This is a genomic window from Pseudomonas sp. Irchel s3a12 (assembly GCF_900187485.1).
Lineage (GTDB): Bacteria > Pseudomonadota > Gammaproteobacteria > Pseudomonadales > Pseudomonadaceae > Aquipseudomonas > Aquipseudomonas neuropathica.
This window is the reverse complement of record NZ_FYDN01000014.1, coordinates 184,124-209,441: the sequence shown is the minus strand read 5'-3', so window position 1 is coordinate 209,441 and position 25,318 is coordinate 184,124. Positions and strand designations below refer to the sequence as shown.

Sequence of the window (25,318 nt, the reverse complement as noted above, 5' to 3'; positions counted from 1 at the left end):
ATCAAGGAGCCATGATCATGGCATTGAATTACATTGGCGATCTGCAGGAAAAACGGCGTTCCGCTTTGCTTGAATATTGCATCGGCCATGCCAGCCAGGTGAAGTATCCCTTTGTGAAAACGTCGGCAGACCTCTTCGAACTGCTGCGCATGGACCCGTTGGACACCTTCGCCGTGCAAAGCTCCTGGGTGGCCGAAGCGACCAGTTGCGCGCAGCAATACATTCATGCGGTGTATCGCAAACTTGAGCCCGGATATACCACCCACCAGTTTCCCGCCAGCGATCTGGCCGAGTGGGAACTGTGCAACAACTATCCCGACTGGGCGGCGGTGCATTTGATTCCGCTCTACCCGGAAAACTTCATTATCCCGTCTGTCCGCCAACGCAAGAGCAGTCTGTTCAAGATCCTCGAAAACGATCTTAATCAGACCCGTTTGACGACTGATTCAGTACAGCTGGCGTTGCAGAACTATCTGCAAGCGTTCGAGCAGGTCTGTGACCTGGATGTCATCAGTTGCTACATGGACGGCGTCACACCTGACCGCGCCGATTACTACTTTGTCGGCCGTCAGCGGGTGCCACCCTACCAGTACTTCTGGCGCAAGGCCGAGATTGAACTCACGCCGAGCTGTGTCGCTGTCAATCCAGCTGCATGGGGTGAATGGCAGGCTGTGGAGATTCAGCCAGCGTATCGGGTGCTGGATATTCGCCCGGTATTCTGGAACGGCCGGTTGTGCCTGGTCTGGGCCGAGTGGAGTGACAGGGTTGAAGGCAAAACGAATGACGAATTCATCCCCGAAAAACTCAGCGTCAACCTGGCGTTCATGAAGCAGAACGGTCAGTGGTCGGCACCGCTGAGTTTGTACAGTGCACAAGCCGAGCCGGGTGACGACAAGGGGTTTCAGTTGATTGCCTCGGTGTGGATCGATCTGGATTCTCCCAAGGGCAAGCTGGGGGTGTTGATTCCGCTGGTGGACAAGGAATCAATTCCGGAAAAACCAGTGATATACAGGATTTATGACGTACTGATGCGGCCCGATACCACTGAAGGAGGTGGCTGGCTGGATTTCGCGAAAGACCGGTTTGTCACGCCCGAGACGGTGCAGCACTCATTCGGCAGCCAAGTGACGATGACCTCGGAGGATCAAACGCCCGGTTCGATGTCGCGTTATCTCGGCCTCCGGGCCGCGGCCCAGCGTGTAAACGGTCAGGATGTGTTGACCGTCAACGGGTTTTGCAGGCCTACCGGGTTGTCCGGCGGCGTTACTCCAGAGTTCGAGTTGACGCTGGTGGGCAGAACCGGTACGGACCCTGCGCCTTTAAAAGCGCAGTTTTCGCAAGCCGGAGACTGGGCCACGGCATCGCTGGAGTTCAAACGTGACCAGGGGTCATGGCCCGCAGACACCACCGTCACTCTGAAAGCTACGGACACGCAGTATGGCGGCAAGGCATTCAAACTCAAGATCGTCAATCTGGCGAACTTCACCGTGCCAACGCTTGTGAAAAACACCCGCGATGCCGCGCAATTCATTGCCTACGGGTTGCCGGCTCCCTACCTCAAATACAGCCGGCTGAACTCACTGTTCGGCCCTGAACTGGTACTGCGTGCCAGTATTTCCGTTGAAGCCGTACTGCACTGGGATACGCAGTTTCTTGCCGAACCACCGCCGACGGGTAGTGAGTTTATCGAGCCCAACGGCGCCTTCGATGGCGCCAATGGCCTGTTTTTCTGGGAGTTGTTTTTTCATGTAGCGCACCTGTTGTACACGCGGCTGCACGTTGAAGGGCGTTTTGCCGAAGCGCAGAAATGTTTGCACTACGTATTCGACCCGCAAGCCATCGCGGAACCGGACAGCCCCGTTCCCAAAGAGGCGTACTGGCGCTGCCGGCCGTTGGCCCTTGACGCTGGCAATTCAGGTTGTGAGGCGCTGGCCCCTGCCGATCCGGATGCCATCGGCTATTCGGCGCCCAAGCACTTCAGGATTCTGATGTTCTGCGAGTACGTGAAAAACCTTATGGCCTGGGGCGATTGGTATTACCGTCAACTGACCCGAGATAGTCTGGTGGCGGCCAAGTTGTGTTACGTGCAAGCCGAGTTCCTGATGGGCAGGCCGCCTCTGGCCCGTGCGGTGAATCGTTGGCAAACCACGACAGTGAAAGAAATTTTGGACGCAAGCAGTAGCCGTCCGGCGCTGGAGGCGTTTGAACAATCGCTCGAATTCGATCTGGCGGATGTCCCGGCCGGTTCCGAGCGTGCGCCAAGGCTCGGTTTGTTGGCTTACGGGCCATTCAGGATTCCGATCGATCACTCGCTGGAGGACTTGTTTGCCGCCCCCGGTCAACGCCTGCATAACTTGCGTAACAACCTCACGCTCGATGGCAAACCGCTGGATATCCCGTTGTTCAGCCCACCGTCCGATCCGAACGAGTTGCTGCGTTTTCTGGCCTCGGGTGGCGTCGGTGGGCCACGGCCGATGGGCGGGCGGCTGGTGGTCGGCGCATTCCGTTGGCGTCCGGTCCACGAAATCGCCTTGCGTGCGGTGCAGGTGCTACAGGATTTCGGCAGTCAGGTGCTCAATATGCTCGAACGACGTGATCGTGCCGAGCAGGAAGAATTGCAGCAAACGCATTTGGTAGAGCTGGGCGACTACGCCCAGACCGTACAGGAGCAATCCATTGCTCAATTGGAGGCCAGCGTTACAGCGCTCGAACAGAGCCGGGTCGTGGCGCAACAGCGGGCGGATGCCTACGCGCAGCGCTACGACGAGAACGTTTCGGCGGTTGAGTATCAGGTCATGGCGAGCCTGAAGCAGTCGAAAACCAATGCCTTGACCGCCAAAGTCCTCAAACCCACCGGGGCGGTTATCGCGGCGCTGCCGAAAATCTATGGCATGTCCAATGGCGGGATGAAACCCGAAAATGCGATTGATGCGGTGTGTTTCGGCCTGGAAATCGCCGCGTCAATGTTGCAAATCGACGCCGACGACCAGGCCACTACCGAGGGTTATCGTCGACGTCGCAACGAATGGGGGCTGCAACGTGATCAGGCCTTGGCCGAGGTCGACGCGCTCAACGCGCAGATCGAGGCGCAGCGCCATGCGGTTACTGCGGCTCGCTCCAACCTTGCACAGACTCTGCGGGCCAACGCTCAGGCTTTGGCGGTTTACAACTTCCTGAAAAAACGCGCGAGCAATGCCGAGTTGTTTGGCTGGATGCTTGGCCAGTTCAAGGCTTTGCACTATCAGGCCTATGACGCCGTGATCAGCCTGTGTCTCAGTGCTCAGGCTTCTCTGAATGCCGAAACCGGCGATTACGACGCGCAGATCCCTTTGCCGAACGTCTTTCTGGAACAGCGTCATGGTTTGACGGCCGGCGAGCACTTGCGTGCGCATTTGCTGCGGATGGAGCGCGAATATGTGCAGCGCTACGAGCGCCGGCCGGAGTTTTTGAAAACCGTTTCCCTGCGCAAACTGTTCAACGACACGGTTGACCCGCAGCCAGGTATCGCCAACTGGGAGGCTGCGCTCACGCAGCTACAGACCACCGGCACACTGGAATTCCAGCTGACCCAGTTGCTCTTTGATCGTGATCACCCAGGCCACTTCTGTCGGCAGATCGACTCGGTGGAAGTCGACCTGCCGGTGCTGACCGGACCGTATGAGGATGTGCGGGCGACCTTGCTGCAGATCTCAAGCAAGTTGGCGACCCGGGCAACGACGCAGTCAGTGCAGTACTTGCATAAACCAGGGAACGTGGCGCCTGGCGACGTGTTGATCAATTTGCGCAGTGGCCAGCAAATCGTGTTGTCGGCAGGGGTCGCCGACAACGGTCTGACGGCCATGAAACCCGATAATGACTTGCTCAATCCCTTTGAGAAAACGGGTGCAGTGTCGAACTGGCAACTGACTTTTCCCTGGCATTTGAAACAACCGCAAGCAGGCACGCTGCGTTCCATGAACGACGTCATCCTGCGTATCCGCTACTCGGCCAAGGTTGGCGAGTCGACCTTTGTCAGCAAAGTCGAAGACCTGGTCAACGAAGCTGAAAATGCCGCGCGCAACACTCAGGTTAAAGGAGTGAGTCGTCATGAATGAGCCGATTGTTCAAGCCAACAGGAATCTGCTGTTCAATGGTGATTTCAGCGAAGGGACAGACGGCTGGAAAAAAAGCGGTCCTTCGATCGGTGTAGCGGGCGACTGGTACGCCGGGGATCGAATCCTGCTTCTGCACCTCTCTCATGAAAGTTATCTCAGCCAAGAGTTTGAAGTTCCCAGAAAAACCGCCAGCGATGCGCAATACCGGCTGAGTTTCCTATGCGAGACGATCCACGAACAGTCGGGATGGCTATACCTCTTCAAGGGCTCGGAAGAAATATTGAAGGTAGAGCTGAAACCCGCGACTGGCCGCAATCTTGAAGAGGATCTGGCCCGATTGGCGGTAGGGCAACCTCTGGATTTTGTCCCGATTGAATACGAACAAACGCTGAACTCATCGTTCGACGCCGGCGACACCCTGCGTATAGAGATCAAGAGCCCGCCAAACGATGATGACGACTATTCCTCGAAAGTCCGTATTACCCGCATCAACCTCCTGTTGCACCTGGCCCCGTTGAAACTGCGAACCATGAAACTGGATGATCAGGTTCTGGACGAGGGCAGCACGTTGTGTTTTTGTCTGGGGGCAACGGACGCCAACCCACACAGTTTGACCTTCGAACCTGAACCAGAGCATGCCTGGGAGAATACCGAGGCGGCACTGACGCTTACTGATAATCCACAGCAAGCAATCGTCGTCAAACCGGGGCCTGAGGTTGAACAGCTGCTGACAGAGCAGTGGTCGCTCGATTGTCCGGTGGTCGGTGACGAAGATCCTTATTCATTCACACTGAACCTGATCAACCGCTACAACGCAGAGCCTTTTACGATCCCGGTATCGCTGGGACATCATCGCCTGAAGTTTCGCGAGAGACTCGAAGCCGCGTATTACCCGGTACTGGAGTATCAGCAAAGCGTGCGTCTGGGTGTGCGGGTGGCGTCTTTCTATACCCAGCAGAGCGTCGCTGGCGTGACGGTCAATTGGTCGACGGCAGAGCGTGTGACAGCAGCCTCTGTTTCCGATGAGTACGGTTGGGCCTACTTTGATTTTCAGCCGACAGTGGCGGTAGAAGCGCTTATCGAAGCGTCGGTCGGGAGCCCTTATTACTCCAGCGGCGTTTACACCGAACAGTTCAACGTGCGGGTATTGGCCACTGATCCGTGGAAAGATCTGCGGGCCGTTGTCGATGAAGTCGAAACAGCCTGGGATGCAAACGGTTATCCGAACCGTGGCAGCACCCATGATCTGCTGGTACGTCTGCCGGATAACAGTCCATTGCTTGATACAGAGCTGTCTTTGCATTGGAGCGGCGACAGTCATGAACAACTGGGCGTTGACGTCAGCCCGCCACTGGAGGATCCGGTACAGGTCGCGCGGCCCGACATGCTCTGGACGCTGACCTGTGATGATGAGCTCGACGGCCGATTTCTGCTGTCGCTGGTTTGCTCGAAATTGCTGCTGCCATCGCCGGGCAAACCGATGTCGCTGGCGCGTAATCGGGTCAGGGTCGGCGAGGTGCACGAAGCCAACAAATTTCCGGTCGTGGACGAGCAGGAAAGCGTGCTGTTACGCGTGCAAGTGCTGCATGAAACGGCATCCGCTGACGGTGATCCGGTTCGTAACGCGCTGGTCGAATGGCACACACCTGAAGACGTTATTACTATCTATACGGGCTACGGTGGTTGGGCGAACGTGTTCTACACACCGCTGAGGGCCGGGGATTTGAAGGTCATCGCCCACGTTAAGGCACACCCGGAAGCCGTGCCGATCACTCGAGAGTTCGAAGTCACTGCGATCGCTACGAGCCCCTGGAAAACCGAGGTCGAGATCCGGCTGGATGGGGAAATTATCCAGCGCAATACGCTCGGTCTGGTGTGTAAGAAAGGTCTCCCGCACACCTTGAGTGTCGTTCCTGTCGCCGGCAGTTCGTGGATTGGCAAAGGTATCAGCCTGCAATGGCGTAACGATGATCCCGCTGACATCGGCTTGCAGTTCTCTGAACCGGGAGTCAGCAAACCGCTGACGGCAGAGGGGGTGCGATGGACACTGAGTTCAGCGGCAGAAGGCAGCATCAGCAGTCTGTTTGAGCTGGAGCTGCGCCTGCAAAGCGTCGAGATTGTTCGAGAGTTGTCCGGGCGCCTGTTGTCTGCGGATTTGAGTACGGAAGTCAGCCTGCTGCTGGATCAGATTCGGGCTGCGCCGGATGAACAAGCGCTTTATCCGTGTCTGGGCGCCACTCACCGTTTCAATGTTCTGCCCAATGAGTTAAGCCCGCTGGTGGGTTTGCAGGCCGCGCTGAGCTGGTCGGGCACCTCGATGGATGACCTCGACGCCAGCGTCCGCCCCTCGTTGGATACTTCACAGACATTGAACGATGGGGGCACGATCTGGGAGCTGGACTTTTCCGCCAGCGAGCAGCCCGGCCGATTTGCGCTGACCCTTGCCTTGCCTGAGCTGGATTATGTCGCCCAAGGCAAGCCGATGGTGTTGGGCCATAACAAAGTGAAGATCCATGCCGTGCGCGAAGCCACCGTGGATCCGGTCGTGGGTCAGACACCCGCCTGGCTGTGGGTCCAGGTGTACTCGCATTTTACCGACCGCGCGGTGGGGCGGGTTCCGGTGAAATGGTGGGACGGCTTGGATGGCGCGACGACGTTGACCGATGCCGAGGGTTGGAGCGGTTTCGGTTTCCGTCCGGACACCGGCGATATGCATTCGGTGACGGCGCTGGTAGAGAGCTACTTTGATAACTTCGAAGACGCTCGCACGATAGCCGTCAAAGCGCAGCTAACGGATCCGTGGACCGAATTATGGGTCAGTTTCGACAACAAGCCGGCACAGCTGTGGGGTGAGAAAACCTGTTTCCCGCGCCGCAAGGGCCAGCACCGGATCGATGTGAAAGCCGCGGCCAACAGCGCGTTGCTCGATTGCAGCCTGGCACTGGGGATGACGGGAAACGGTCCAGAGGAATTGGGCATACGCTTCGATGGACCCATGCTCGGCGAATTCCAGCGTTTCACTGAGGAGGGACTTACCTACCTCTATTCGGCCGGCGACCTGAAGAACGGCCGCTTCGGGCTGTGCTTTGCCTGCGAACGACTGGCGAATCTTTCTCCCGTCAACGCGATGTCTTTGGGCGAAGGCGCCCAAGTGGTGAAAATCGCCGAGCGTTCGCGGGGCAGTCAGACGTTGCTTTGGGGCGAGGCTGTGTCCGAGCAGATCACCGTTGTTTCGGCCATCAGTGGCAGGCCGATGGCGGGGATGAACGTTGTCTGGCGCAGTGCGGATCTTGGCGAGGTGACGACGACCACCAACTTCTATGGCGAGGCGCGGATCCGCTTTGTGCCCAAGACGCCCGGAGCGGCGCAACTGACCGCGACGGTGGGGGACGCGCAGTATTCGGAATCGATTTCGTTGTCGTATTTCCTGCATGAGCCTCGACAGATCAAGGAACTGTTCAGCGATGATCTGACCGGTTATCCGGGGCAAGAAATTTCAGCTCAGGCTTTGGTGGTTTCAGCCAATACCGGGGAGCCTTTGGCCAATGTCGAAGTGATGTGGGAGTACGACAACAAATATTTACCGGCCACACTGACGGATAAAGATGGCATGGCAACGGTGCGCTTTTTCCTGGGCTCTGCTGGTGAGACTGGGTTGTGGGCGTCGGTAAAAGGCGGCTTGGCTGGCTGGGATGTGAAAGCGTTGTCGTTCAGCGTCAGTGAGCGTCCCGCGCTCGTGGCATCCGTTGTCGCCTCGCCTAATCCGGTTCCCTTGCATTATTACGTCTCCATGACTGCGCTGATCGTGGATAAGTACTCGCGAGAGCCAATGCCTGACAGAAAAATCCTGGTCTCGAATAATGGAGCACCATTTATCGAAAGCAAGACCGATCACAAGGGGCGATATGAATCTCAGTGGAGGCCGACGGCTATAACGGAAACCGTTTCCCTCGCCGTCAAGGTCAATAACCCTGATGGCACATCCGAAAGTGGTGCCGTTACTGTGAAAGTCACAAGTTGACCGAGCTTCAAAGCGCGGCACTGCGTTTCCAACTGAGATACTGCGTCACCAGTTCGGCCCCCAACTCGGCGGGCCGGACATCCACCACCGGAACGCCATGAGCACTCAACCGCTCATGGAGTTCTGCCCGCTCATTCAGGTAACTCACCGTGCCGCAGTAAGCCAGCGCTTCGGGCAGCGTTTGCACCGTGGTCTGGCGTAACGTATCCAGCGTCTCTTCGCGCAGGCTGGCGACCAGTACCCGATGTTGTGCGCTCAGGCGTTTGACCGCGCTCAGCAGTTCCTCATCGTCCTCATCGCGCAGGTTGGTTACCAGCACCACCAAGGCCCGGCGCTTCTGTCGCGTCAGCAGTTGATTGGCGGCGGCCTGATAATCGGCAGGGCGCTGCGTGCTGTCGAGGTCATAAACCGTGTTCAGCAGTACATTCAGTTGTGCGCTGCCTTTGACCGGCGCGAGATGGCGTGGGTGTTCGCTAGCGAAGGTACTCAAACCCACCGCATCGCCCTGACGCAAGGCTACATAACTGAGCAACAGGCAGGCATTGAGCGCGTGGTCGAAGTGCGACAGTTCATCGTCCTGGCTGCGCATGCGTCGGCCACAGTCGAGCATGAGGATAATCTGCTGATCGCGCTCGTCCTGATATTCACGGGCAATCGGTGAGCGTTGGCGTGCGGTGGCTTTCCAGTCGATCTGGCGCAGGCTGTCGCCTTCACGGAATTCGCGCAGTTGATGGAATTCCAGGCCCTGACCGCGCCGTTGCCGTTGGCGCACGCCGAGCTGGCTGAGCCAATTGTCCACCGCCAGCAACTCACCGCCGTAGAGCCGGGCGAAGTCGGGGTAGACGCGGGTCTGGTCGCTGACCCTGAGCAAGCGTTTGCCTGACCATAATCCCAAGGGGCTGGGCAGGTTGATTTCGCACTGGGTGAAGTTGAAATGACCGCGTTTGAGCGGGCGCAGACGGTAGCCGAGCAGGCTGCGCTGGCCGGGTTGCAATTCAATCGACAACGGCAGGTTTTCGAAGCTCAGGCCTTCTGGCGGATGGTCGAAGAGTTGAATGTGCATCGGCTCGCTGAAGTCGTGTTCGATTTCCAGGCGCACCTCACTCCAACGGCCGAGTGCCAGGCTGCCGGGCATCTGCCGAGTGATGCGCGGTGTTGGCAAACGGTGCAGACGCAACGCATCCAGCGCCGCCAGAGCCAGCAGCGCGAGCAGCAATCCCCAGTTGATCGATATCAGGCTCGCCGGGATATCGATCTCCAGTGCGCGCAACGTGCCCAGCACAATGCCGATGAGCAGCAGGAAGGCCAGCCAGATCAACAGCAGGCGCGAGGGTTTCACAGGCGCGGCGCCGGAACTTGGTCGAGTAATTGTGCGAGCACCTGATCGACCTGCAGGCCTTCGATGTCCAGCTCCGGCGCGATGCGTACGCGATGGCGCAGCACGGCCAGCGCGCAGCCCTTGATGTCGTCGGGAATCACGAACTCGCCGCCACGCAACAAGGCGCGGGCACGGGCGCAACGCACCAGAGCAATCGAGGCGCGCGGCCCGGCGCCCAGGGTCAGCCCCGGCCAGGTGCGCGTGGCGCGCGCCAGGCGCACGGCGTAATCGAGAACCTGATCGTCCAGTGGCAAATCACTGGCAATCCGTTGCAGGGCTTGCACATCCTTGGCTTGCAACACGGTGCGCAGCGGTTGCACATCGAGCATGTCGGCGCGGGTCGAGCGGCAGACCTGGCGCACCATGTTCAGCTCCTGATCGGCGTCGGGGTAGTCCATGCGCACCTTGAGCATGAACCGGTCGAGTTCGGCTTCCGGCAGGGGATAAGTGCCTTCCTGTTCGATCGGGTTTTGCGTTGCGAGAACCATGAACGGTTGCGCGATGGGCAGGGCACGACCTTCGAGTGTGACCTGACGCTCTTGCATCGCCTCGAGCAAGGCAGCCTGGGTTTTTGCCGGGGCGCGGTTGATCTCGTCGGCCAGCAGCAGATTGGTGAACAACGGGCCTTTGCGCAGCTTGAACTGCTCGGTTTGCAGGTCGTACACGGCATGGCCGGTGACGTCGCTGGGCATCAGATCCGGGGTGAATTGAATCCGCGCAAACTCGCCGCCGAAACAACGGGCCAACGCCCGCACCAGCAGGGTTTTGCCCAATCCCGGCACACCTTCGAGCAGCACATGACCGCCGGCGATAAGCGCCGTCAGCACGTCATCGATCACCTGGTTCTGGCCGATCAACGCTTTTTGCAATTCGCCACGTACTGCTTGCGCCAACTGGCTGGCACGCTGGCGTTGCTGGGCGGCGTGGCTGGCGCTGCCGGGCTCGATCTGTTCAGTCATAGCGTGTTCCTCAAAGTTTGCAGGTGGGCGACCTGGCGGCAGAAATCGGCGCTGGACATGCGCCGATCCGGCACCGGGCTCAGGGCCTGGCTGATGGCGCGGGTGGGTTGTCGGGTCAGACGCGACAAAGCCAGCCATTGTTCGGCAACGTTTAATTGGTCAAAGCCGGGGTGACGGCGACGGGCACGGCGCAGAACGTCCTGTTGCAGTGCTTGCAGCAACGCCTGCTGGCCGTTGTGGCGCAACAGGAAATCGGCGCTGGCGCGCAGGTGTTCCTGCAATTGTCGGCGTCCACTCGGGGCGGGTAGTTGCAGTGGGCCGTGACGCACGCCGACGTGCCAGAGCCAAAGGCCGATCAACGCGAGCAAAGCGACAATGGCTTGCGGGAAGTAGCGCCAGAGCAAGGTCAGCAGGCCATCGTGCTCGGTGTTGTAGATCAACGTGACGTCGGTGTCGGCGCTCAAATACCAGAGCAGCCAGGCGTTGTCGTATTGGCTGATGGTCTTGTTCTTCCACAACTCGGCGTCGGTGACCACGGTGATCGTGCCCAGGCTGTAGGGCAGCTGCATCATGTGCGTGGCCTTGGCGCTGTTGGCCCACGCTTGCGCCAGATTCTTCGGGTCGTCGAGGTGGAAGTCGGTGTCGAAGCCAGCGTAGGCCGGTGCGTCTTCGTCTTCCAGATAGAGTCTGGTCAGTTGCGGGAAGCGCTCTGGTTCAGCGTCTGCGGGTAAGTCTTTCAGATCCTTGCTCAGGGATTGATGCAGTTGCACGCGATCGAGCAACAGATCGTTGCTTTGTTTGCTCTGCTCATCCCACAGCGACTCGGCGACGAACACCAGTCGCCCACCGGCCCGGGTCCAGTTCAACACTTGGTCAACCTGACGCGGGGTCATGTGTGAGCGGTCGTTGAACAACAGCAACGTGTGGCGGCGCGGGTCGATATCGGGGAGTGCCGCGAGGCTTTCGGCATGGCTGACGTTGAGCCCGCGTTCACGTAAAAACAGCTCGGCGGCCAGATACGGATTGGCTTGCGCGGCGGGCGAGGGGCCGTGATCGACTTCTTCCTGATAAGGCGTGGCGTTGAGGTAGAGGAACACGCTCAGCGTGCCGATTAACAGGGCTATCAACGCAGCCACCCACCACAGTGTCCGGCGATTCAACGGGCGGCTCCGGGACCAAACAAGGCGCGCCAGCCATCGCACAGCTCCTGCTTCAGGGAGGCTGCCGGGGCGCGATGCCCATAGGCCATGTTCTGCCAATGGGTGGTTAGGCTGCGGCTGAAGGCGAGCAGTTCCGGGCGTTGCAATTGTTCAACGTGCGCGAGCACCTGAAGTTCGGTGTCAGCGGGTTTCAGGGTCATATCGAAGTCGTGGAGCAGATGGCTGAGCAGCCCTCGATACAGCAGGCCCAGCGCTGCACGGGGTTGGCTTTGCCAGAGGTGTTCGGCGCTGCCTGCAATGTCGCCAGGCAAGGTGTCGCGGTTCAAGTCCAGACCGAAGGCTTGTTGCGGCACCGCGCGTTTCGGTTTGGCAAGCAGTCTCGGGCGGCGGCTGACGAACGCTTGGAGATAGTCGCGATAACGCCAGATCAGCCAGCCGAACGCAGCAATCACCGTGCCCCAAAGCAACACTTCAATGATCTTCGCCAGCACATTGAAGTGTTGCCCGTCGAGCCAATCCAGCAGGGTTTTCAGCCACTGCGGTGCTTCACCGGGTTTTTGCGCTGTGGCAGGTTTCGCCGGATCGTCGCTAAAGCGATAGCGGGTGACGGATTCCTTGTTCTTGAACGGCGGTTGCTCAAGCAGTGCCTTGATGCTGTCCCGTGAGGCCTGACTGGTCAGAGGCTGATTCAACAGTCGCGGTGCCTGTGGACTGTCATCCGGCTCTGCCGCCCACGCCGAAGGCACATTCGGCAGCACCAGAAAGACCGCCAGCAGCACTCCCAATACACCGTTGTTCAGGCGCTGTCGCAAGCGGCGAAACACCAGTTCGATATCCCAGGCTTCCAGTTGTGTGCGCCGGTTCAGATAAAGACTGAAGCCGCAGGCGACATAGATCGGCTCCCACACCACCAGCACCAGTGCGTAGAAGGCATTGGTCAGGTGTTCGAGCCAGCGCCAGTCTTGATCCGCCGCGAGTATCAGCGACTGCCAGCTCCAGTCCGTTTCGATTTGCTGCGGCAGCAGCATGTAGAACAGCACCATCAGGCCGATCCACAACGCGGTTTCCAGGTGCACGCCGATGATGGTCAACCACTGCGCGGCACCGGCGTTGCGTTGCAGGAGCACGTGCAGGCGTTGTTGTCGGGCGCTGCCATCGAGGCTTTCGAGTTGCACCACCGGCAGCAGAAAGCTGCGGCTGAAACTCAGACGGCGCCAGGTCAGGCTGGCCAGCAATTGCGGTTTGAGCAGGCGCGGCCATTCGCGCAGGGCTTGCTTGAGTGTCGGCGTTTCGCCAAACAGCGCTTTCGACAGGATGTACAGCGGCAGGCGTTCATAAGCCGGTTTCAGCCACCAGAAGATAAACACCGCCAGTGACGGCGAATCCCACAGCAACAGACTCAGCAAGGCGAACAGCGGCAGGGTGACAATCGCCCAACTGGTCATCAGCAGACGCCGATGTTGCTGGCTCATCAGCACGCCCAGGTCCATGGCTTCCCAGGTCGTGCGCGGGCGGATCACCACGGTGGCGTCACTCAGGCGCATGGCGGGTCCTTCCGGCGAACAACAGATAGACCGCGACCAGAGCCCAAAGCGCGGCGCCGACCAGATACTTGGTCAGTGGTGTGACGCTGGTTTTCGACGACCAATAAGCTTCGATAAACGCGGCAATCAACAGGAACAACATCACGCCGCAGACCAGCAACACGCTTTTGCGTGCGGCGCGTTTCAGCGCTTCGCTGCGGGTCAGCCGCCCGGGCGCGATCAACGCCCAGCCGAGTTCCAGGCCGGCGGCCCCGGCGAGGGCGATGGCACTGAGTTCGAAGGCGCCATGGGCGATGACGAATGACCAGAAGGTCTGGCCGAAACCGATCTCGCTGAGGTGCCCGGCCACCGCACCGATGACCATGCCGTTGTAAAAGAGAAAGAACGCACTGCCGACGCCTAGCAACAAGCCACTGGCGAAAGTCTGAAAGGCAATGCCGATGTTGTGCATCACGTAGTAACCGAACATCACCCAGTCCTCGCTGGCCGCACGTTCGGCGGGGCGCCCGAGGTGTCCGGCGACCGGGTCGTACATGCCTTGCATCTCGCGCACCTGATCGGCGGGGAGCAGGTTGTAGACCAGTTCGGGAAAGAAATACACCAACACGCCGACGCCGATCAGACTGCCGAAGAACAGCAGGCTGGCGACCAGCACAAAGGGCCATTCGGCACGAACCAGGCGGGGGAAGTCGGCGAGGATGAAACTCAGCAGATTGGCGCCGAGTCGACTGCGGTGACGGTACAGCTGTTGATGGCCGCGCAGTACTTGTTGTTGCAGCGAATCAATGAGGAAGCTGCTGTAGCCGCGTTCCTGCGCCAACGCCAGATGCTGGCAAAGCCGGCGGTAGGCTTTGGGGAAACCGGCGACTTGCGAGGTCTCCTTGCCGCGCTCAAGGCGTTCAAGGGCTAGCGCAAAACGCTCCCATTCGGCCTTGTGCCGCGTTTCGAAAAGACTTTGCTTCATGTCGGGCCCAACAAACCGCGAGCGATGCCATTGAGTTCAGCCACAGCCTTGGGCGCAGAAATGTGCAATGGCTGGGCGAGCAGGGCCGCCAGTTCATTGACCCGTGCTGGCGACAGTTCTTCTTGGCGTTCGGCAAAGCCCAGCACGGCGCGTTGTTCGGCGAGTGTCAGGGGCACTGGTGAGCGTCGAGGTTCGGCATCAGGCAGTTGCGGACGACTGAGCGGGCGTTCGCTGTAGACCACCAATGTGCCGGCGGCGATGTCGCCAAGGCGTTTGAAGGTCGGGTGTTGCAGGCAACTGAGGGTGCCGAGGAAGTAGCCGAAGGGCAGCAGATCGACAAAACGCAGCAGGTTGCGCAGCAGTGAGGCCGACCAGCCAACCGGGGTGCCGTCATCGTGCACCACGCGCAGGCCCATCCATTGTTTACCCGGCGAGCGGCCCTGACGCAGCACTTCGAACAGCACCATGTACCACCAGCTGATCGCAAACAGCAGTAGCGAGCCGAGGCCCATGCCGAGCTTGCCGAGAAACGCCAGGGCGATGAACAGCACCCCCATGATCACGCCGCGCAGGGCCAGATCGATCGCAAAGGCTACGGCACGCACCATTAACCCGGCGGGACGCAACGGCAGGTCGATGCCTTCCGGCGTTTCGACCTGATGCCGCGTATCCAGCGGCGGGGCCAGCGGTGCTTTCCTTGGCGGTGCTGTGGTCTCGAGCATGGGCTACCTGGTGTTCGCCTGTTCGGGGTGCAAGTGAGGTCGATGCTAGCAGCCTCTCGGGGGAAAACGACATAACTATGTATTGCACATCGTGAAGTACGAAGTGTTTGAATGACACGAGGCTGGCCGCGAGCGCGGTCGAGCGCCTAGACTTTGCCGATCTTCTGTTCAGGAACCGCCCGTGACTTCAATCTTCTGGTACGACTACGAAACCACTGGCATCAATCCGCGAAACGACCGCCCACTGCAAGTGGCCGGAATTCGCACCGACCATGCGCTCAACGAGATCGACGAGCCGGTCAACCTCTATTGTCAGCCCAGCGAAGACATCCTGCCGCATCCGGCGGCCTGCGCGATTACCGGCATCACCCCGAGCCAGTTGGCCGAAAAAGGCTTGAGCGAGGCTGATTTCATGACGCGGGTGCATGCCCAACTGGCGGCCCCCGGCACCTGTGGCGCGGGTTACAACACCCTGCGTTTCGACGACGAGATGACCCGTTACAGCCTGTATCGCAACTTTTTCGACCCGTACGCCCGGGAGTGGCAGGGCGGTAACAGTCGCTGGGATCTGATCGATGTGGTGCGCGCTGCTTATGCGCTGCGTCCTGACGGCCTGGTCTGGCCGACCGATGACGAAGGTCGGGTGACGCTCAAGCTAGAACGCCTGACCGCCGCGAACAATATCGATCACGGGCATGCCCACGAAGCGTTGTCGGATGTGCGCGCGACCATTGCACTGGCACGGTTGATCCGCGAGAAACAGCCAAAACTCTATGACTGGCTGTTCCAGTTGCGTAGCAAGCAAAAGGTCATGGATCAGATTCGTCTGCTGCAGCCACTGGTGCATATTTCCGGGCGTTTCTCGGCCGCGCGCAGTTATGTCGGTGTGGTGCTGCCATTAGCCTGGCATCCAAAAAACCGTAACGCCTTGATCGTCTGCGATCTGCACCTCGACCCGCAGGGGTTGCTCGATCTGGACGCGCAGACCCTGCGCCAGCGTTTGTACACGCGTCGTGATGATTTGCTGGAAGGCGAATTGCCGGTGCCGCTCAAGCTGATTCACATCAACCGTTGTCCGGTGGTGGCGCCGCTTGCGGTTTTGCGCGCGCAGGATCAGCAACGTCTGGGGCTGGACATGGCGCTTTATCAACAGCGAGCACTGCGGCTAACTGACGCACAGCAAGTTTGGAAAGATAAAGTTGCAGAGATTTATGTCAGCGAAGATTTCATTCCGAGCGAGGATCCGGAACAACAGTTGTACGACGGATTTATCGGTGACCGTGACCGACGTCTATGTGAGCAAGTGAGGAGCGCTGACCCGGCACAACTAGCGCAAGAGCAATGGCCTTTCGATGACGAACGTTTGCCTGAATTACTCTTTCGATATCGCGCACGCAACTTTCCCGAGACGTTGAATTTCGAAGAGCAAGAACGCTGGAGAATATTTTGTCAGCAGCGTTTGTCCACGCCTGAGTGCGGCGCACCGAATACCTTGAAATCTTTTACCGAGGCGGCCGAGCAATGGTCGATTAATGCCACGCCGATGCAGAGTGAGGTGCTCAATGAATGGCAGAATTATGTCCAGGCATTGCGCAAACGTTTGAATCTTTGAATTCGAACATGACCGGGCTTAAATCCCTGGCATAAAAAAACGCCAGCATTCGCTGGCGTTTGTTTTTCGCGGATCGCTCTGCGAAGACGTTGCGGCTTAGCCCAGCAGGGTAGCCCAGCCTTCAACCACGTCACCGCCCCACTTGGCTTTCCACTCTTTCAGAGTTTTGTGGTTGCCACCTTTGGTTTCGATGACTTCGCCGTTGTGCGGGTTTTTGTATTGTTTAACTTTGCGAGCACGCTTGGTGCCGGTAGTTTTTACTGCGCCGCCGCGTACTGCTTTGGTTTTAGCTTCCGGATCCAGCAGCGCGATGATGTCACGCAGGGATTTGGAGTATTCGCCCATCAGGGTGCGCAGTTTGCCTTCGAATTCCAGCTCGGCTTGCAGTTTGTCGTCTTGGGACAGGTTCTTCAAACGGGCTTGCAGCTCTTTGATGGCTTCTTCGGTGGCGCGATATTCGTTGATCAAGGACATGATTACTACCTTAGTAGAGTGCGGGGTGGCAGGGGGACAGTGCCGCAATAATAGTCAGGCTGTTTCATCAAGTAAACATTTAACCAGGGTTTTTATTTAAATTAGTTACGAGAAACTGCTCTCTATTGAATATTCAGTTAAATAGTGTGATCGAGTCATCACAGATATTCACAGTTGTCTGATCAAGCGATCCCGCAGGATCAGTACCAGTCTGTCGGTTACTCATCAAGAATCCGTAGCACTGAGCCTGGCGCCTCCCGCTGCTGATCAATACTGCAGTTTTCCTGCGCAGCCGCTAGAATGGCGGCCTTTGCGAAGTTCTGGAGTTTCCCCCTCATGCGCACTTTTCGGCTGGTGATATCTTGCCCGGACCGCGTTGGCATTGTTGCCAAAGTCAGTAATTTTCTGGCAGCCCACAACGGCTGGATCACCGAAGCGAGCCACCACTCGGACAACCAGGTGGGCTGGTTCTTCATGCGTCACGAAATTCGTGCCGATTCGCTGCCTTTCGGTATTGAAGTGCTGCGCGAGAAGTTTGCGCCGATCGCCGAAGAGTTCTCGATGGACTGGCGCATCACCGACACCGAGCAGAAAAAACGCGTTGTGCTGATGGCCAGCCGCGAATCGCACTGCCTCGCGGACTTGCTGCACCGCTGGCACAGCGATGAACTGGACTGCGAAATCTCCTGCGTGATTTCCAACCACGACGACCTGCGCAGCATGGTCGAGTGGCACGGCATTCCTTATTACCACGTCCCGGTCAATCCGCAGGACAAGCAACCGGCCTTCGACGAAGTGTCGCGTCTGGTCAAACAGCACGATGCCGAAGTGGTAGTGCTGGCGCGTTACATGCAGATCCTGCCGCCAGACATGTGCCGTGAATACGCACACAAGGTCATCAACATTCACCACAGCTTCCTGCCGTCGTTCGTTGGTGCCAAGCCGTATCACCAAGCGTCGCTGCGTGGCGTGAAGCTCATCGGTGCGACCTGCCACTACGTGACCGAAGAGCTGGACGCCGGCCCGATCATCGAGCAGGACGTGGTGCGTGTCAGCCACAGTGACAGTATCGAAGACATGGTGCGTTTCGGTCGTGATGTCGAGAAAATGGTGCTGGCTCGTGGCCTGCGTTATCACCTCGAAGACCGCGTACTGGTGCACGGCAACAAGACTGTGGTGTTCTGATCTCAACCCCACGGGCTTGAAAAACCAAGGGTCTGGGCGTTCAATCGTCCAGACCCTTTTTCATTTCAGCTGTGAGGAAAAGCCATGACCGATCCACTGGACAAAGCCACTTCCAAAGCGCCGGCGACGTTGGGCGAAGGGTGTTTGAGTCGATATGATCCCGAGGACATGAGCCCGGAGGATGGCACCGAGTTTCCCGGCGCTGCCGAGTTGTGGGAACAATTGCAAGAGAAGTCCAGCGACAACAAAGACGATGGCTGAAGCGCGATCATGCAGGCGCAGCCAAAGGCTCGGGCCGCGACCGGACGATCAAGCCTGCCCCACCTTCATCAGTTTCCTCAACAGCGGTCGGCCCAGCATCAACAAAAACACCGGCCCCCCGACCAGCAGATAAAAGTAATACGTCACCACCCGCCAAATCAGAATCGCCGCCGCTGCGGTGGATTTCCCCACCATCGGCGCCAGCAATGCTGCCGACGTCAACTCCGCCGCCCCCGCGCCGCCCGGCAGCAGGCTGAATTGCCCGGCGCCCAGTGAAAGCATCTGCACCAGAAAACTCCACGCCCACTGCAAGTCCGCGCCCAGCCCGCGTAGCGCCAGATACAGCACGCTGTAGCGCAGCAACCAATGCACACAGGTCAGGGCGAATACTTTGATCAAAGTTTGCCAGGGCAGCTTCAACGTATCGGTAAACGCCGCGAGAAAATGCAGCAACTTGCGCGCCCAGCGGCGGCGGGTACTGGCCTTGACGTTCATCCTTGCCAACAGGCGACCGCTCAGGCGGATCAAGGTGCGGTGATAGCGCGCGACCAGCACACAACTGAATAAACCGCCGAACAGCGAAATCGCACTGACGATCAGCAACCACTCGAGGCGATCGCTGAGGTGCTGGAACAGCGCATAAATCAAAATGCCGCTGAGGGCGCAGAGAAAGAACAGCAAATCGCTGAGCTGATCCATGGCAAACACCGCGCTGCCCCGAGCCGGCCGCACGCCCGATCGGGCCAACAGGGCCATGATCGTCAACGGCCCGCCGCTGCCACCGGGAGTCGCGCAGTAGGCGAATTCGGCGGCCATCACTACACCAAGGCTTTGCAGCGGCGTGACGCGCTCGCGCTGATCGCCGAGTAGCAGGCGCAGACGCAAGGTATTGATGCCCCAGCAAAGCAGGATCATGCCGAACATGATCAACAGCCAGTGCAACGGGAAACTCTGCAGCCGCGCCCAGGTGTCGCCGCCACCCAGCACAACCGGAATCAGCACCGCCGCGAGCAGGCCGATCAGCAAGAGAATGCCGCGACTCATGCGGCGCTTCCCAGTTGACCGCGCTGTTGGGCGAGCCAGTGGATTTTGGTCATCGGTACGCGTCCTTCGCTCAGTAGTCGTTCGAGGGTGTGCAGCCAGTAATCACGGGAAAAGCCGTGGCGCATGTCCACGGGATGCAAGCCTAGACGAATCACCGACGCCCGACGCCAACGCTGTTGACGCTGCTCGCTGACAATCTTCGACAGACCCCTTCGCCAGGCGCTGCGAGCGCTCCAGACCAGACCCGGCGCATCGATCGCGGTGAAATCCGGCAACCGATACAGATGCTGCGGATCGCTGGTGTAGCGCAGGGGCAGCTCGCGCAGGGCCTGGCGGGTGCCGTCGCTCATCAACCACGCCGGGGCAACGAAACCGTGCAGTGGCCAGTCGTGGCGCTGGAAGACTTCGATGCCGGTGCGCAGGCGAGCGAGGGCGGTTTCACGAGACAAACGGTAAAACTCCCCCTCATGGGTGTAAACGCGGCGCATGAACCAGTCGTGCGGCGTCGTCGGGCCGGGCTCCTGGTCATCGTGGAAATAACCATGCAACGCCAACTCATCGCCACGGGCGACGCGCTCATCGAGCCGTCGGCAAAATGCCGGGTGATCGTCGAGGACATTGTGCCGGTGGAAATTCGGAACGACCAGCCACGTCATCGGCACGTTGCCCAAGGCGTCGACGGCCTCGACAAACGGCTGGTAATCCGCCCACGTCGACGGAGCGACGTCGTGCAGCACCAGCAACACGGCGCGGTTGTTCATCGATTCAAGCATTGGCCACCTTGGGCAGTGTATGTCCGAGTACGGCGTGATAGTGGCCCAACAAACTGTCGACCACCGTATCCCACGCATAGCGGGTTTCGACATGCTGGCGCGCCTGTGTGCCAAGTTTGCTACAGCCGCGACTGAACAGTTCCCGCACGGCATTGGCCATCGCTTGCGGGTTGTTCGGTGCGCACAGGAGGCCGCAGGAATCAGTGACGATCTCTTCGAAAGCTCCGGCGGCCACGGCCACCACGGGAATGCCGCAGGCCATGGCTTCGAGGATCACCAGGCCGAAGGTTTCCTGGTCGCCGGCATGCAGCAAGGCATCCGCACTGGCCATCAACTGCGCGACGCGTGGCGCGGGGCAGAATTCGTCGATCACACTGACGTTTTCCGGCACAGCGGTGGGCATCGACGAACCGACCAGTAGCAGGTGATAGCGCGGGCCGAGGCGTTGCATGCATTTGAGCAATACCGGCAGGTTTTTCTCTTTCGAGCCGCGTCCGGCAAAAATCAGCAGCCGGGTGTCTTCGGCGATGCCCAGTTCTGCACGCAGTTGCGGGTCGCGGGCTTTGGGGTGAAAGGTTTGCAGGTCGACGCCCAGCGGTTGCACGAACACATTGCGTACACCGAGGCCGCTGAGCTTGTCGGCCATGATCTGACTGGGCGCCAAAACCCGATCGAAGTTGCCGTAAAGCCTGGTGACATACGCCTCGATATTCGGTGTGACCCAATGGCCCATGCGATTGCCGATCAGCAAGGGCAGATCCGAGTGATAGAAACCGATTACCGGCACATCCAGCTGTCGTCGCGCATCAAGGGCGGCCCAGGCGGTCAGATAAGGGTCGCCGACTTCGATCAGATCGGGCTGTAAATCCTGCAGGACGTTTCGCCATGGCGCGAGGCGAAGGGGGAATCGATAGCCTTTGCCGAAAGGCAGGGCGGGGGCGGGAACCGTGTAAACGCCGTCGTGTTCGCCGAAGTGCGCACCGGGAATCAGCAGGCTGTGGCGGGTACCGGATTTGACTCCGAGCCGGCGGTGTTTGGCATCCAGATAAGTACGCACGCCGCCGCTGGCCGGGGCGTAGAACATGGTGATGTCGGCGATATGCACGGTGATCAACCCTCCGTTGCGTGGTTCTCCCTTGGTTGACCTTTATCAAGAATAGATGTTCGGTCGGGATTGCGCGGCCCCCTCACCCTAACCCTCTCCCAGAGGGAGAGGGGATTGACCGAGGTGGATGTTGGAGGTACGCCGACTTGAGAGACCTGAGTCGAACTCAGGTTTTGAACAGCACGAAGATCGGCTCCCTTTCCCCACACCATTTTGAGGGAGAGGGACTGACCGAGATGTTTGGGTTTTATGCATCGACCGGAAAGTCTTCAGTCGAACTCAGGTTTTGAGGAACATGAAGATCTGCTCCCTTTCCCCCTCGCCCCCCCTGGGGGAGAGGGCTGGGGTGAGGGGGTAAGGCTCTTGATCTTCAGATGCGGAAACTGCCAACCAGTTGTTTCAGACGCGAAGCCTGCTGCTCCAGGTCCGAACACGCGCGCAACGTCGCCTGCAAGTTCTCCACGCCTTCCTGGTTCAGCGTGTTGATCTCGGTGATGTCGACGTTGATCGACTCCACCACAGCCGTCTGCTCTTCGGTCGCGGTGGCCACCGACTGGTTCATCCCGTCGATCTCGCCAATGCGCTGGGTCACGCTGTTCAAGCGCTCCCCGGCAAGGTTGGCAATCTCGACGCTGTCCTGGCTGTGACGCTGGCTGTCGCTCATGGTGCTCACCGATTCACGGGCGCCGACTTGTAGTTCCTCGATCATGGTCTGCACCTGTTGCGCCGATTCCTGGGTGCGGTGCGCCAGATTGCGCACTTCATCCGCCACCACGGCAAAGCCCCGGCCGGCTTCACCGGCACGTGCCGCTTCAATGGCCGCGTTGAGCGCCAAGAGGTTGGTCTGTTGGGAAATGCTGGTGATCACTTCGAGAATCTGGCCGATGTTCACGGTTTTGCTATTCAGCGACTCGATGTTGCTGCTCGACGCGCTGAGCATGCTCGACAGTTGATTCATCGCCTTGATGCTGCGATCCACCACTTGCTGGCCGTCTTCAGCCAGACCGCGCGCGTCGCTGGCCTGATTCGAAGCCTGGGCGGCGTTGCGGGCGATTTCCTGCGCCGCGGCGCCGAGTTGGTTGATCGCCGCGGCGACACTGCTGGTGCGTGAGGCTTGTTGGTCAGAGTTGTACATCGATGAGTTCGATGCCGCGACCACGCGCAGGGCGACTTCGTTAACCTGGCCGGTGGCCGACGACACTTCGCGGATCGAGCCGTGAATACGCTCGACGAAACGGTTGAATGCGGTACCGAGCACGCCAAATTCATCGTTATTGACGATGGTCAGGCGTTTGGTCAGGTCGCCTTCGCCATCGGCGATGTCTTCCATGGCGCGGGTCATCACGTGCAGCGGCTGGATCAGCAGGCGGATCAGCATACCGAGCAGGGCAATGATGATTGCCACGGCAATCACGGTCGCGATCACTGCCGAGGTGCGGAATTCGCTGAGCATCGCAAAGGCCTGATCCTTGTCCACCGACAGGCCGATGTACCAGTTCACCGACGGCAGGCCTTTGATCGGCGCGAAGGTGACGATGCGGGTCTTGCCATCGACGGTGACTTCGCTGAAGTCGCTGCTGATGCGCGGGGTGTCCTGTGGATAGGCTTCTTTCAGTGATTTCATCACCAAGGCCTTGTCCGGGTGCACGAGGATCTTGCCGTCGGCGCTGACCAGGAACACATAGCCCATGCCGTCGAAGTCCCGGGCGGCGAGGGTGTCGACCAGCGATTGCAGGCTCAGGTCGCCGCCAACCACACCCACGCTCTGGCCGGCCTTTTTCGAGGCAGTGGCGATGGAAATGATCAACTGGCCGGTAGCAGCGTCGATGTACGGTTCGGTCAGGGTCGAGGTGCTGCTGCCCTCGGCACCTTTGTACCAAGGGCGCACGCGCGGATCGAAACCGTCGGGCATCTTGGTGTCCGGACGGATGGTGAAGTGCCCGGTGGCATCGCCCAGATAGGTCGCCATGAACGTCGAGGTCAGGCTTTTCTGTTCCAGCAGACTGGCGACGTTGGCGGGCTCGGGGTTGATGGCGATGTTTTGGGCGGCGTTCTCGATCAGTAGAATGCGGCCGCTGAGCCAGGTCTGGATATTGCCGGCAGTGACCTCGCCCATCTCGTTGAGATAGTTGTTCAGGTCATCGCGGATCGCATTGCGCTGTAACCAGTCGTTGTACAAGGTAAACGAGGCGAAGGCGGCGATGACGATGAGGGCGGCGGCAAGCAAAATTTTATGGCTGAAGCGCAGATTTTTGTTCATGGCTTGGGGTTCCGCTAAGGTCTTAATGTCCAGGGCATGCTTTTATAGAAGCGCGCAAAATGGGCAAGGGTGAAAACAAGCTGATATTTCCGTCTCTCCTTAGGGAAATGTCCGGCCTGACTTGTGGTCGGGGTCTCTCACTCCTCTTTATCGGCCATGCGCAATCAAAGATTAACCATTGGGTGACAAAATGCCTGACTCCTCGCAACTCGTAATCGGCGCTGATCTCGCAGGCCAACAGATCGCTCAGGCCATGCGCCTGGCCAACCGCCACGGACTGGTCGCGGGCGCCACCGGTACCGGTAAAACCGTCACTTTGCAGCGTTTGGCCGAGGCGTTTAGCGACGCCGGGGTCGCGGTATTTGCCGCCGACATCAAGGGTGATCTGTGTGGCCTCGGTGCGGCGGGCAATCCGCAGGGCAAGGTGGCCGAGCGCATTGCCGGGATGCCGTGGCTCAAGCACAAGCCGCAGGCCTATCCGGTGACCTTGTGGGACATCCACGGCGAGTCCGGTCATCCGTTGCGCACCACGTTGAGCGAAATGGGCCCGTTGCTGATCGGCAGCTTGCTGGAACTGACCGACAGTCAGCAGTCGGCGCTATATGCAGCCTTCAAGGTCGCCGATCGCGAAGGCCTGTTGCTGCTGGACTTGAAGGATCTGAAAGCGCTGCTCAATCACCTCAAGGACAATCCGCAGCTGTTGGGTGAAGACGCGGCGCTGATGACCACCGGTTCCAGTCAGGCGCTGCTACGCCGTCTGGCGATCCTTGAGCAGCAGGGCGCCGAAGCTTTGTTCGGCGAACCGGCACTGCAACTTGAAGACATTCTGCAACCGACCGCCGATGGTCGCGGGCGCATTCATTTGCTCGATGCCAGCCGTCTGGTGCACGAGGCGCCGAAGGTCTACGCGACGTTCCTGTTGTGGTTGCTGGCCGAGTTGTTCGAGCAGTTGCCGGAGCGCGGCGATGCCGACAAACCGCTGCTGGCGCTGTTTTTCGATGAGGCGCATTTGCTCTTTGGCGACACACCCAAGGCACTGCAGGAGCGGCTCGAACAAGTGGTGCGCTTGATCCGTTCCAAAGGGGTTGGCGTGTATTTCGTCACGCAGTCGCCGGCGGACTTGCCCGATGACGTGCTGGCGCAGCTCGGCCTGCGCATTCAGCATGGCTTGCGCGCCTTTACCGCCAAAGAGCAGAAATCCCTGCGCGCGGTGGCGGACGGCTTCCGGCCGAATCCGGCGTTTGACAGTTTGTCGGTGCTGACCGAGTTGGGGATTGGCGAAGCGTTGGTCGGCACGCTGACCGAGAAAGGCACGCCGGAAATGGTTCAGCGCGGGCTGGTGGCGCCACCGCAGTCGCGAATCGGGCCGCTGACGGAAACCGAGCGCACGCTGTTGATTGCGGGTTCGCCGTTCAAGGGGCGCTATGACAAGCCGATCGATCGTGAGTCGGCGTATGAAATTCTGATGGGGCGTAAAGGGCTGGCGCCGGAGGCCGAGGTGCCAGCGGGTAAGCCAGCAGATGAAGAGCCGAGCCTGGCCGACAGGGCAGGGGAGTTTCTCGGGACGGCAGCCGGGCAGGCGCTTAAGTCGGCGATGCGCCAGGCAGCCAATAACCTCGGTAAGCAATTGGTGCGCGGCTTGATGGGCTCTTTACTCGGTGGCAGCAAACGCCGCTGATCTAATGTAGGAGTGAGCCTGCTCGCGAAAGCGGTGTGTCATTCAACTTCAATGTTATCTGACACAACCTCTTCGCGAGCAGGC

At 59.3% G+C, this 25,318-nt stretch carries 17 protein-coding genes and 1 pseudogene; 6 read left to right on the top strand and 12 right to left on the bottom strand.

Annotated elements, in window-relative coordinates; translation table 11 throughout:
• Positions 1-17: 17 nt before the first annotated feature.
• The gene (locus CKW14_RS23205) at positions 18-4,094 is read left to right on the top strand and encodes a neuraminidase-like domain-containing protein (RefSeq protein ID WP_095126201.1); all 4,077 of its coding nucleotides are present in this window, start codon (positions 18-20) and stop codon (positions 4,092-4,094) included.
• Positions 4,087-8,115, top strand: coding sequence for an Ig-like domain-containing protein (locus CKW14_RS23200; protein ID WP_095126200.1), 4,029 nt, complete (start codon positions 4,087-4,089; stop codon positions 8,113-8,115). The genes CKW14_RS23205 and CKW14_RS23200 overlap by 8 nt, the downstream gene beginning before the upstream one ends.
• Before the next feature lie 7 nt (positions 8,116-8,122).
• On the opposite strand, the gene CKW14_RS23195 is transcribed toward CKW14_RS23200, so the two are convergent.
• From CKW14_RS23195 to CKW14_RS23170, 6 genes are read right to left on the bottom strand one after another with little or no spacing between them, the layout of a single operon-like run.
• On the bottom strand, positions 8,123-9,454 hold the full coding sequence (locus tag CKW14_RS23195; protein WP_095126199.1) for a DUF58 domain-containing protein: 1,332 nt from the start codon (positions 9,452-9,454) through the stop codon (positions 8,123-8,125).
• Positions 9,451-10,452, bottom strand: a complete 1,002-nt coding sequence (locus CKW14_RS23190) for a MoxR family ATPase (RefSeq protein ID WP_095048231.1) — start codon at positions 10,450-10,452, stop codon at positions 9,451-9,453. Before CKW14_RS23190 ends, CKW14_RS23195 begins: the two co-directional genes overlap by 4 nt.
• A complete protein-coding gene (locus CKW14_RS23185) occupies positions 10,449-11,612 on the bottom strand; it encodes a DUF4350 domain-containing protein (protein WP_095048230.1) in 1,164 nt (387 codons plus the stop codon). Before CKW14_RS23185 ends, CKW14_RS23190 begins: the two co-directional genes overlap by 4 nt.
• Entirely contained in the window at positions 11,609-13,156 is a 1,548-nt protein-coding gene (locus tag CKW14_RS23180; RefSeq protein WP_095126198.1) for a DUF4129 domain-containing protein, read from the bottom strand. The genes CKW14_RS23185 and CKW14_RS23180 overlap by 4 nt, the downstream gene beginning before the upstream one ends.
• Positions 13,143-14,120, bottom strand: coding sequence for a stage II sporulation protein M (locus tag CKW14_RS23175; protein ID WP_095048389.1), 978 nt, complete (start codon positions 14,118-14,120; stop codon positions 13,143-13,145). Before CKW14_RS23175 ends, CKW14_RS23180 begins: the two co-directional genes overlap by 14 nt.
• Positions 14,117-14,842: an RDD family protein gene (locus CKW14_RS23170; protein ID WP_095048228.1), complete on the bottom strand. Its 726-nt coding sequence runs from the start codon at positions 14,840-14,842 to the stop codon at positions 14,117-14,119. The genes CKW14_RS23175 and CKW14_RS23170 overlap by 4 nt, the downstream gene beginning before the upstream one ends.
• A 181-nt stretch (positions 14,843-15,023) precedes the next feature.
• Here CKW14_RS23170 and sbcB point away from each other — a divergent pair, with 181 nt between their 5' ends.
• On the top strand, positions 15,024-16,454 hold the full coding sequence (gene sbcB, locus CKW14_RS23165; protein ID WP_095126197.1) for an exodeoxyribonuclease I: 1,431 nt from the start codon (positions 15,024-15,026) through the stop codon (positions 16,452-16,454).
• A gap of 96 nt (positions 16,455-16,550) precedes the next feature.
• Here the strand turns inward: sbcB and mvaT are convergent, their stop codons facing one another.
• Positions 16,551-16,928, bottom strand: coding sequence for a histone-like nucleoid-structuring protein MvaT (gene mvaT, locus CKW14_RS23160; protein WP_007912775.1), 378 nt, complete (start codon positions 16,926-16,928; stop codon positions 16,551-16,553).
• A 336-nt stretch (positions 16,929-17,264) separates the two neighbouring features.
• On the opposite strand from mvaT, the gene purU reads away from it, so the two are divergent.
• Together purU and CKW14_RS30020 are read left to right on the top strand one after the other, a co-directional pair.
• A complete protein-coding gene (purU, locus tag CKW14_RS23155) occupies positions 17,265-18,113 on the top strand; it encodes a formyltetrahydrofolate deformylase (RefSeq protein ID WP_007912774.1) in 849 nt (282 codons plus the stop codon).
• An 84-nt stretch (positions 18,114-18,197) separates the two neighbouring features.
• Positions 18,198-18,374, top strand: a complete 177-nt coding sequence (locus CKW14_RS30020; RefSeq protein WP_176471326.1) for a hypothetical protein — start codon at positions 18,198-18,200, stop codon at positions 18,372-18,374.
• 48 nt (positions 18,375-18,422) lie between these two features.
• Here the strand turns inward: CKW14_RS30020 and CKW14_RS23150 are convergent, their stop codons facing one another.
• The 5 genes and pseudogenes from CKW14_RS23150 to CKW14_RS30565 form a co-directional block, all read right to left on the bottom strand.
• Positions 18,423-19,418, bottom strand: a complete 996-nt coding sequence (locus CKW14_RS23150) for a lysylphosphatidylglycerol synthase transmembrane domain-containing protein (RefSeq protein WP_095048226.1) — start codon at positions 19,416-19,418, stop codon at positions 18,423-18,425.
• Positions 19,415-20,191, bottom strand: a complete 777-nt coding sequence (locus CKW14_RS23145; protein ID WP_095126196.1) for a DUF2334 domain-containing protein — start codon at positions 20,189-20,191, stop codon at positions 19,415-19,417. The genes CKW14_RS23150 and CKW14_RS23145 overlap by 4 nt, the downstream gene beginning before the upstream one ends.
• Positions 20,184-21,275 (bottom strand): glycosyltransferase family 1 protein, encoded by a 1,092-nt coding sequence (locus CKW14_RS23140; RefSeq protein ID WP_176471328.1) that lies wholly within the window; start codon positions 21,273-21,275, stop codon positions 20,184-20,186. The genes CKW14_RS23145 and CKW14_RS23140 overlap by 8 nt, the downstream gene beginning before the upstream one ends.
• Positions 21,276-21,666: 391 nt before the next feature.
• Positions 21,667-22,431 (bottom strand): methyl-accepting chemotaxis protein, encoded by a 765-nt coding sequence (locus tag CKW14_RS30570; RefSeq protein ID WP_371043227.1) that lies wholly within the window; start codon positions 22,429-22,431, stop codon positions 21,667-21,669.
• Between the two features lie 93 nt (positions 22,432-22,524).
• Positions 22,525-23,556, bottom strand: a pseudogene (locus tag CKW14_RS30565) (cache domain-containing protein); the annotation flags it as partial.
• Positions 23,557-23,746: 190 nt separating this feature from the next.
• On the opposite strand from CKW14_RS30565, the gene CKW14_RS23130 reads away from it, so the two are divergent.
• The gene (locus CKW14_RS23130; RefSeq protein ID WP_095126207.1) at positions 23,747-25,234 is read left to right on the top strand and encodes a helicase HerA-like domain-containing protein; all 1,488 of its coding nucleotides are present in this window, start codon (positions 23,747-23,749) and stop codon (positions 25,232-25,234) included.
• Positions 25,235-25,318 lie beyond the last annotated feature (84 nt).

Bases quoted from the DNA above. Each gene is read 5' to 3' on its own strand.
- CKW14_RS23205 (WP_095126201.1), top strand. From the start codon at position 18: ATGGCATTGAATTACATTGGCGATCTGCAGGAAAAACGGCGTTCCGCT.
- CKW14_RS23200 (WP_095126200.1), top strand. From the start codon at position 4,087: ATGAATGAGCCGATTGTTCAAGCCAACAGGAATCTGCTGTTCAATGGT.
- CKW14_RS23190 (WP_095048231.1), bottom strand. From the start codon at position 10,452: ATGACTGAACAGATCGAGCCCGGCAGCGCCAGCCACGCCGCCCAGCAA.
- CKW14_RS23180 (WP_095126198.1), bottom strand. From the start codon at position 13,156: ATGCGCCTGAGTGACGCCACCGTGGTGATCCGCCCGCGCACGACCTGG.
- CKW14_RS23175 (WP_095048389.1), bottom strand. From the start codon at position 14,120: ATGAAGCAAAGTCTTTTCGAAACGCGGCACAAGGCCGAATGGGAGCGT.
- CKW14_RS23170 (WP_095048228.1), bottom strand. From the start codon at position 14,842: ATGCTCGAGACCACAGCACCGCCAAGGAAAGCACCGCTGGCCCCGCCG.
- mvaT (WP_007912775.1), bottom strand. From the start codon at position 16,928: ATGTCCTTGATCAACGAATATCGCGCCACCGAAGAAGCCATCAAAGAG.
- purU (WP_007912774.1), top strand. From the start codon at position 17,265: ATGCGCACTTTTCGGCTGGTGATATCTTGCCCGGACCGCGTTGGCATT.
- CKW14_RS30020 (WP_176471326.1), top strand. From the start codon at position 18,198: ATGACCGATCCACTGGACAAAGCCACTTCCAAAGCGCCGGCGACGTTG.
- CKW14_RS23150 (WP_095048226.1), bottom strand. From the start codon at position 19,418: ATGAGTCGCGGCATTCTCTTGCTGATCGGCCTGCTCGCGGCGGTGCTG.
- CKW14_RS23145 (WP_095126196.1), bottom strand. From the start codon at position 20,191: ATGCTTGAATCGATGAACAACCGCGCCGTGTTGCTGGTGCTGCACGAC.
- CKW14_RS23140 (WP_176471328.1), bottom strand. From the start codon at position 21,275: ATGTTCTACGCCCCGGCCAGCGGCGGCGTGCGTACTTATCTGGATGCC.
- CKW14_RS30570 (WP_371043227.1), bottom strand. From the start codon at position 22,431: ATGTACAACTCTGACCAACAAGCCTCACGCACCAGCAGTGTCGCCGCG.
- CKW14_RS23130 (WP_095126207.1), top strand. From the start codon at position 23,747: ATGCCTGACTCCTCGCAACTCGTAATCGGCGCTGATCTCGCAGGCCAA.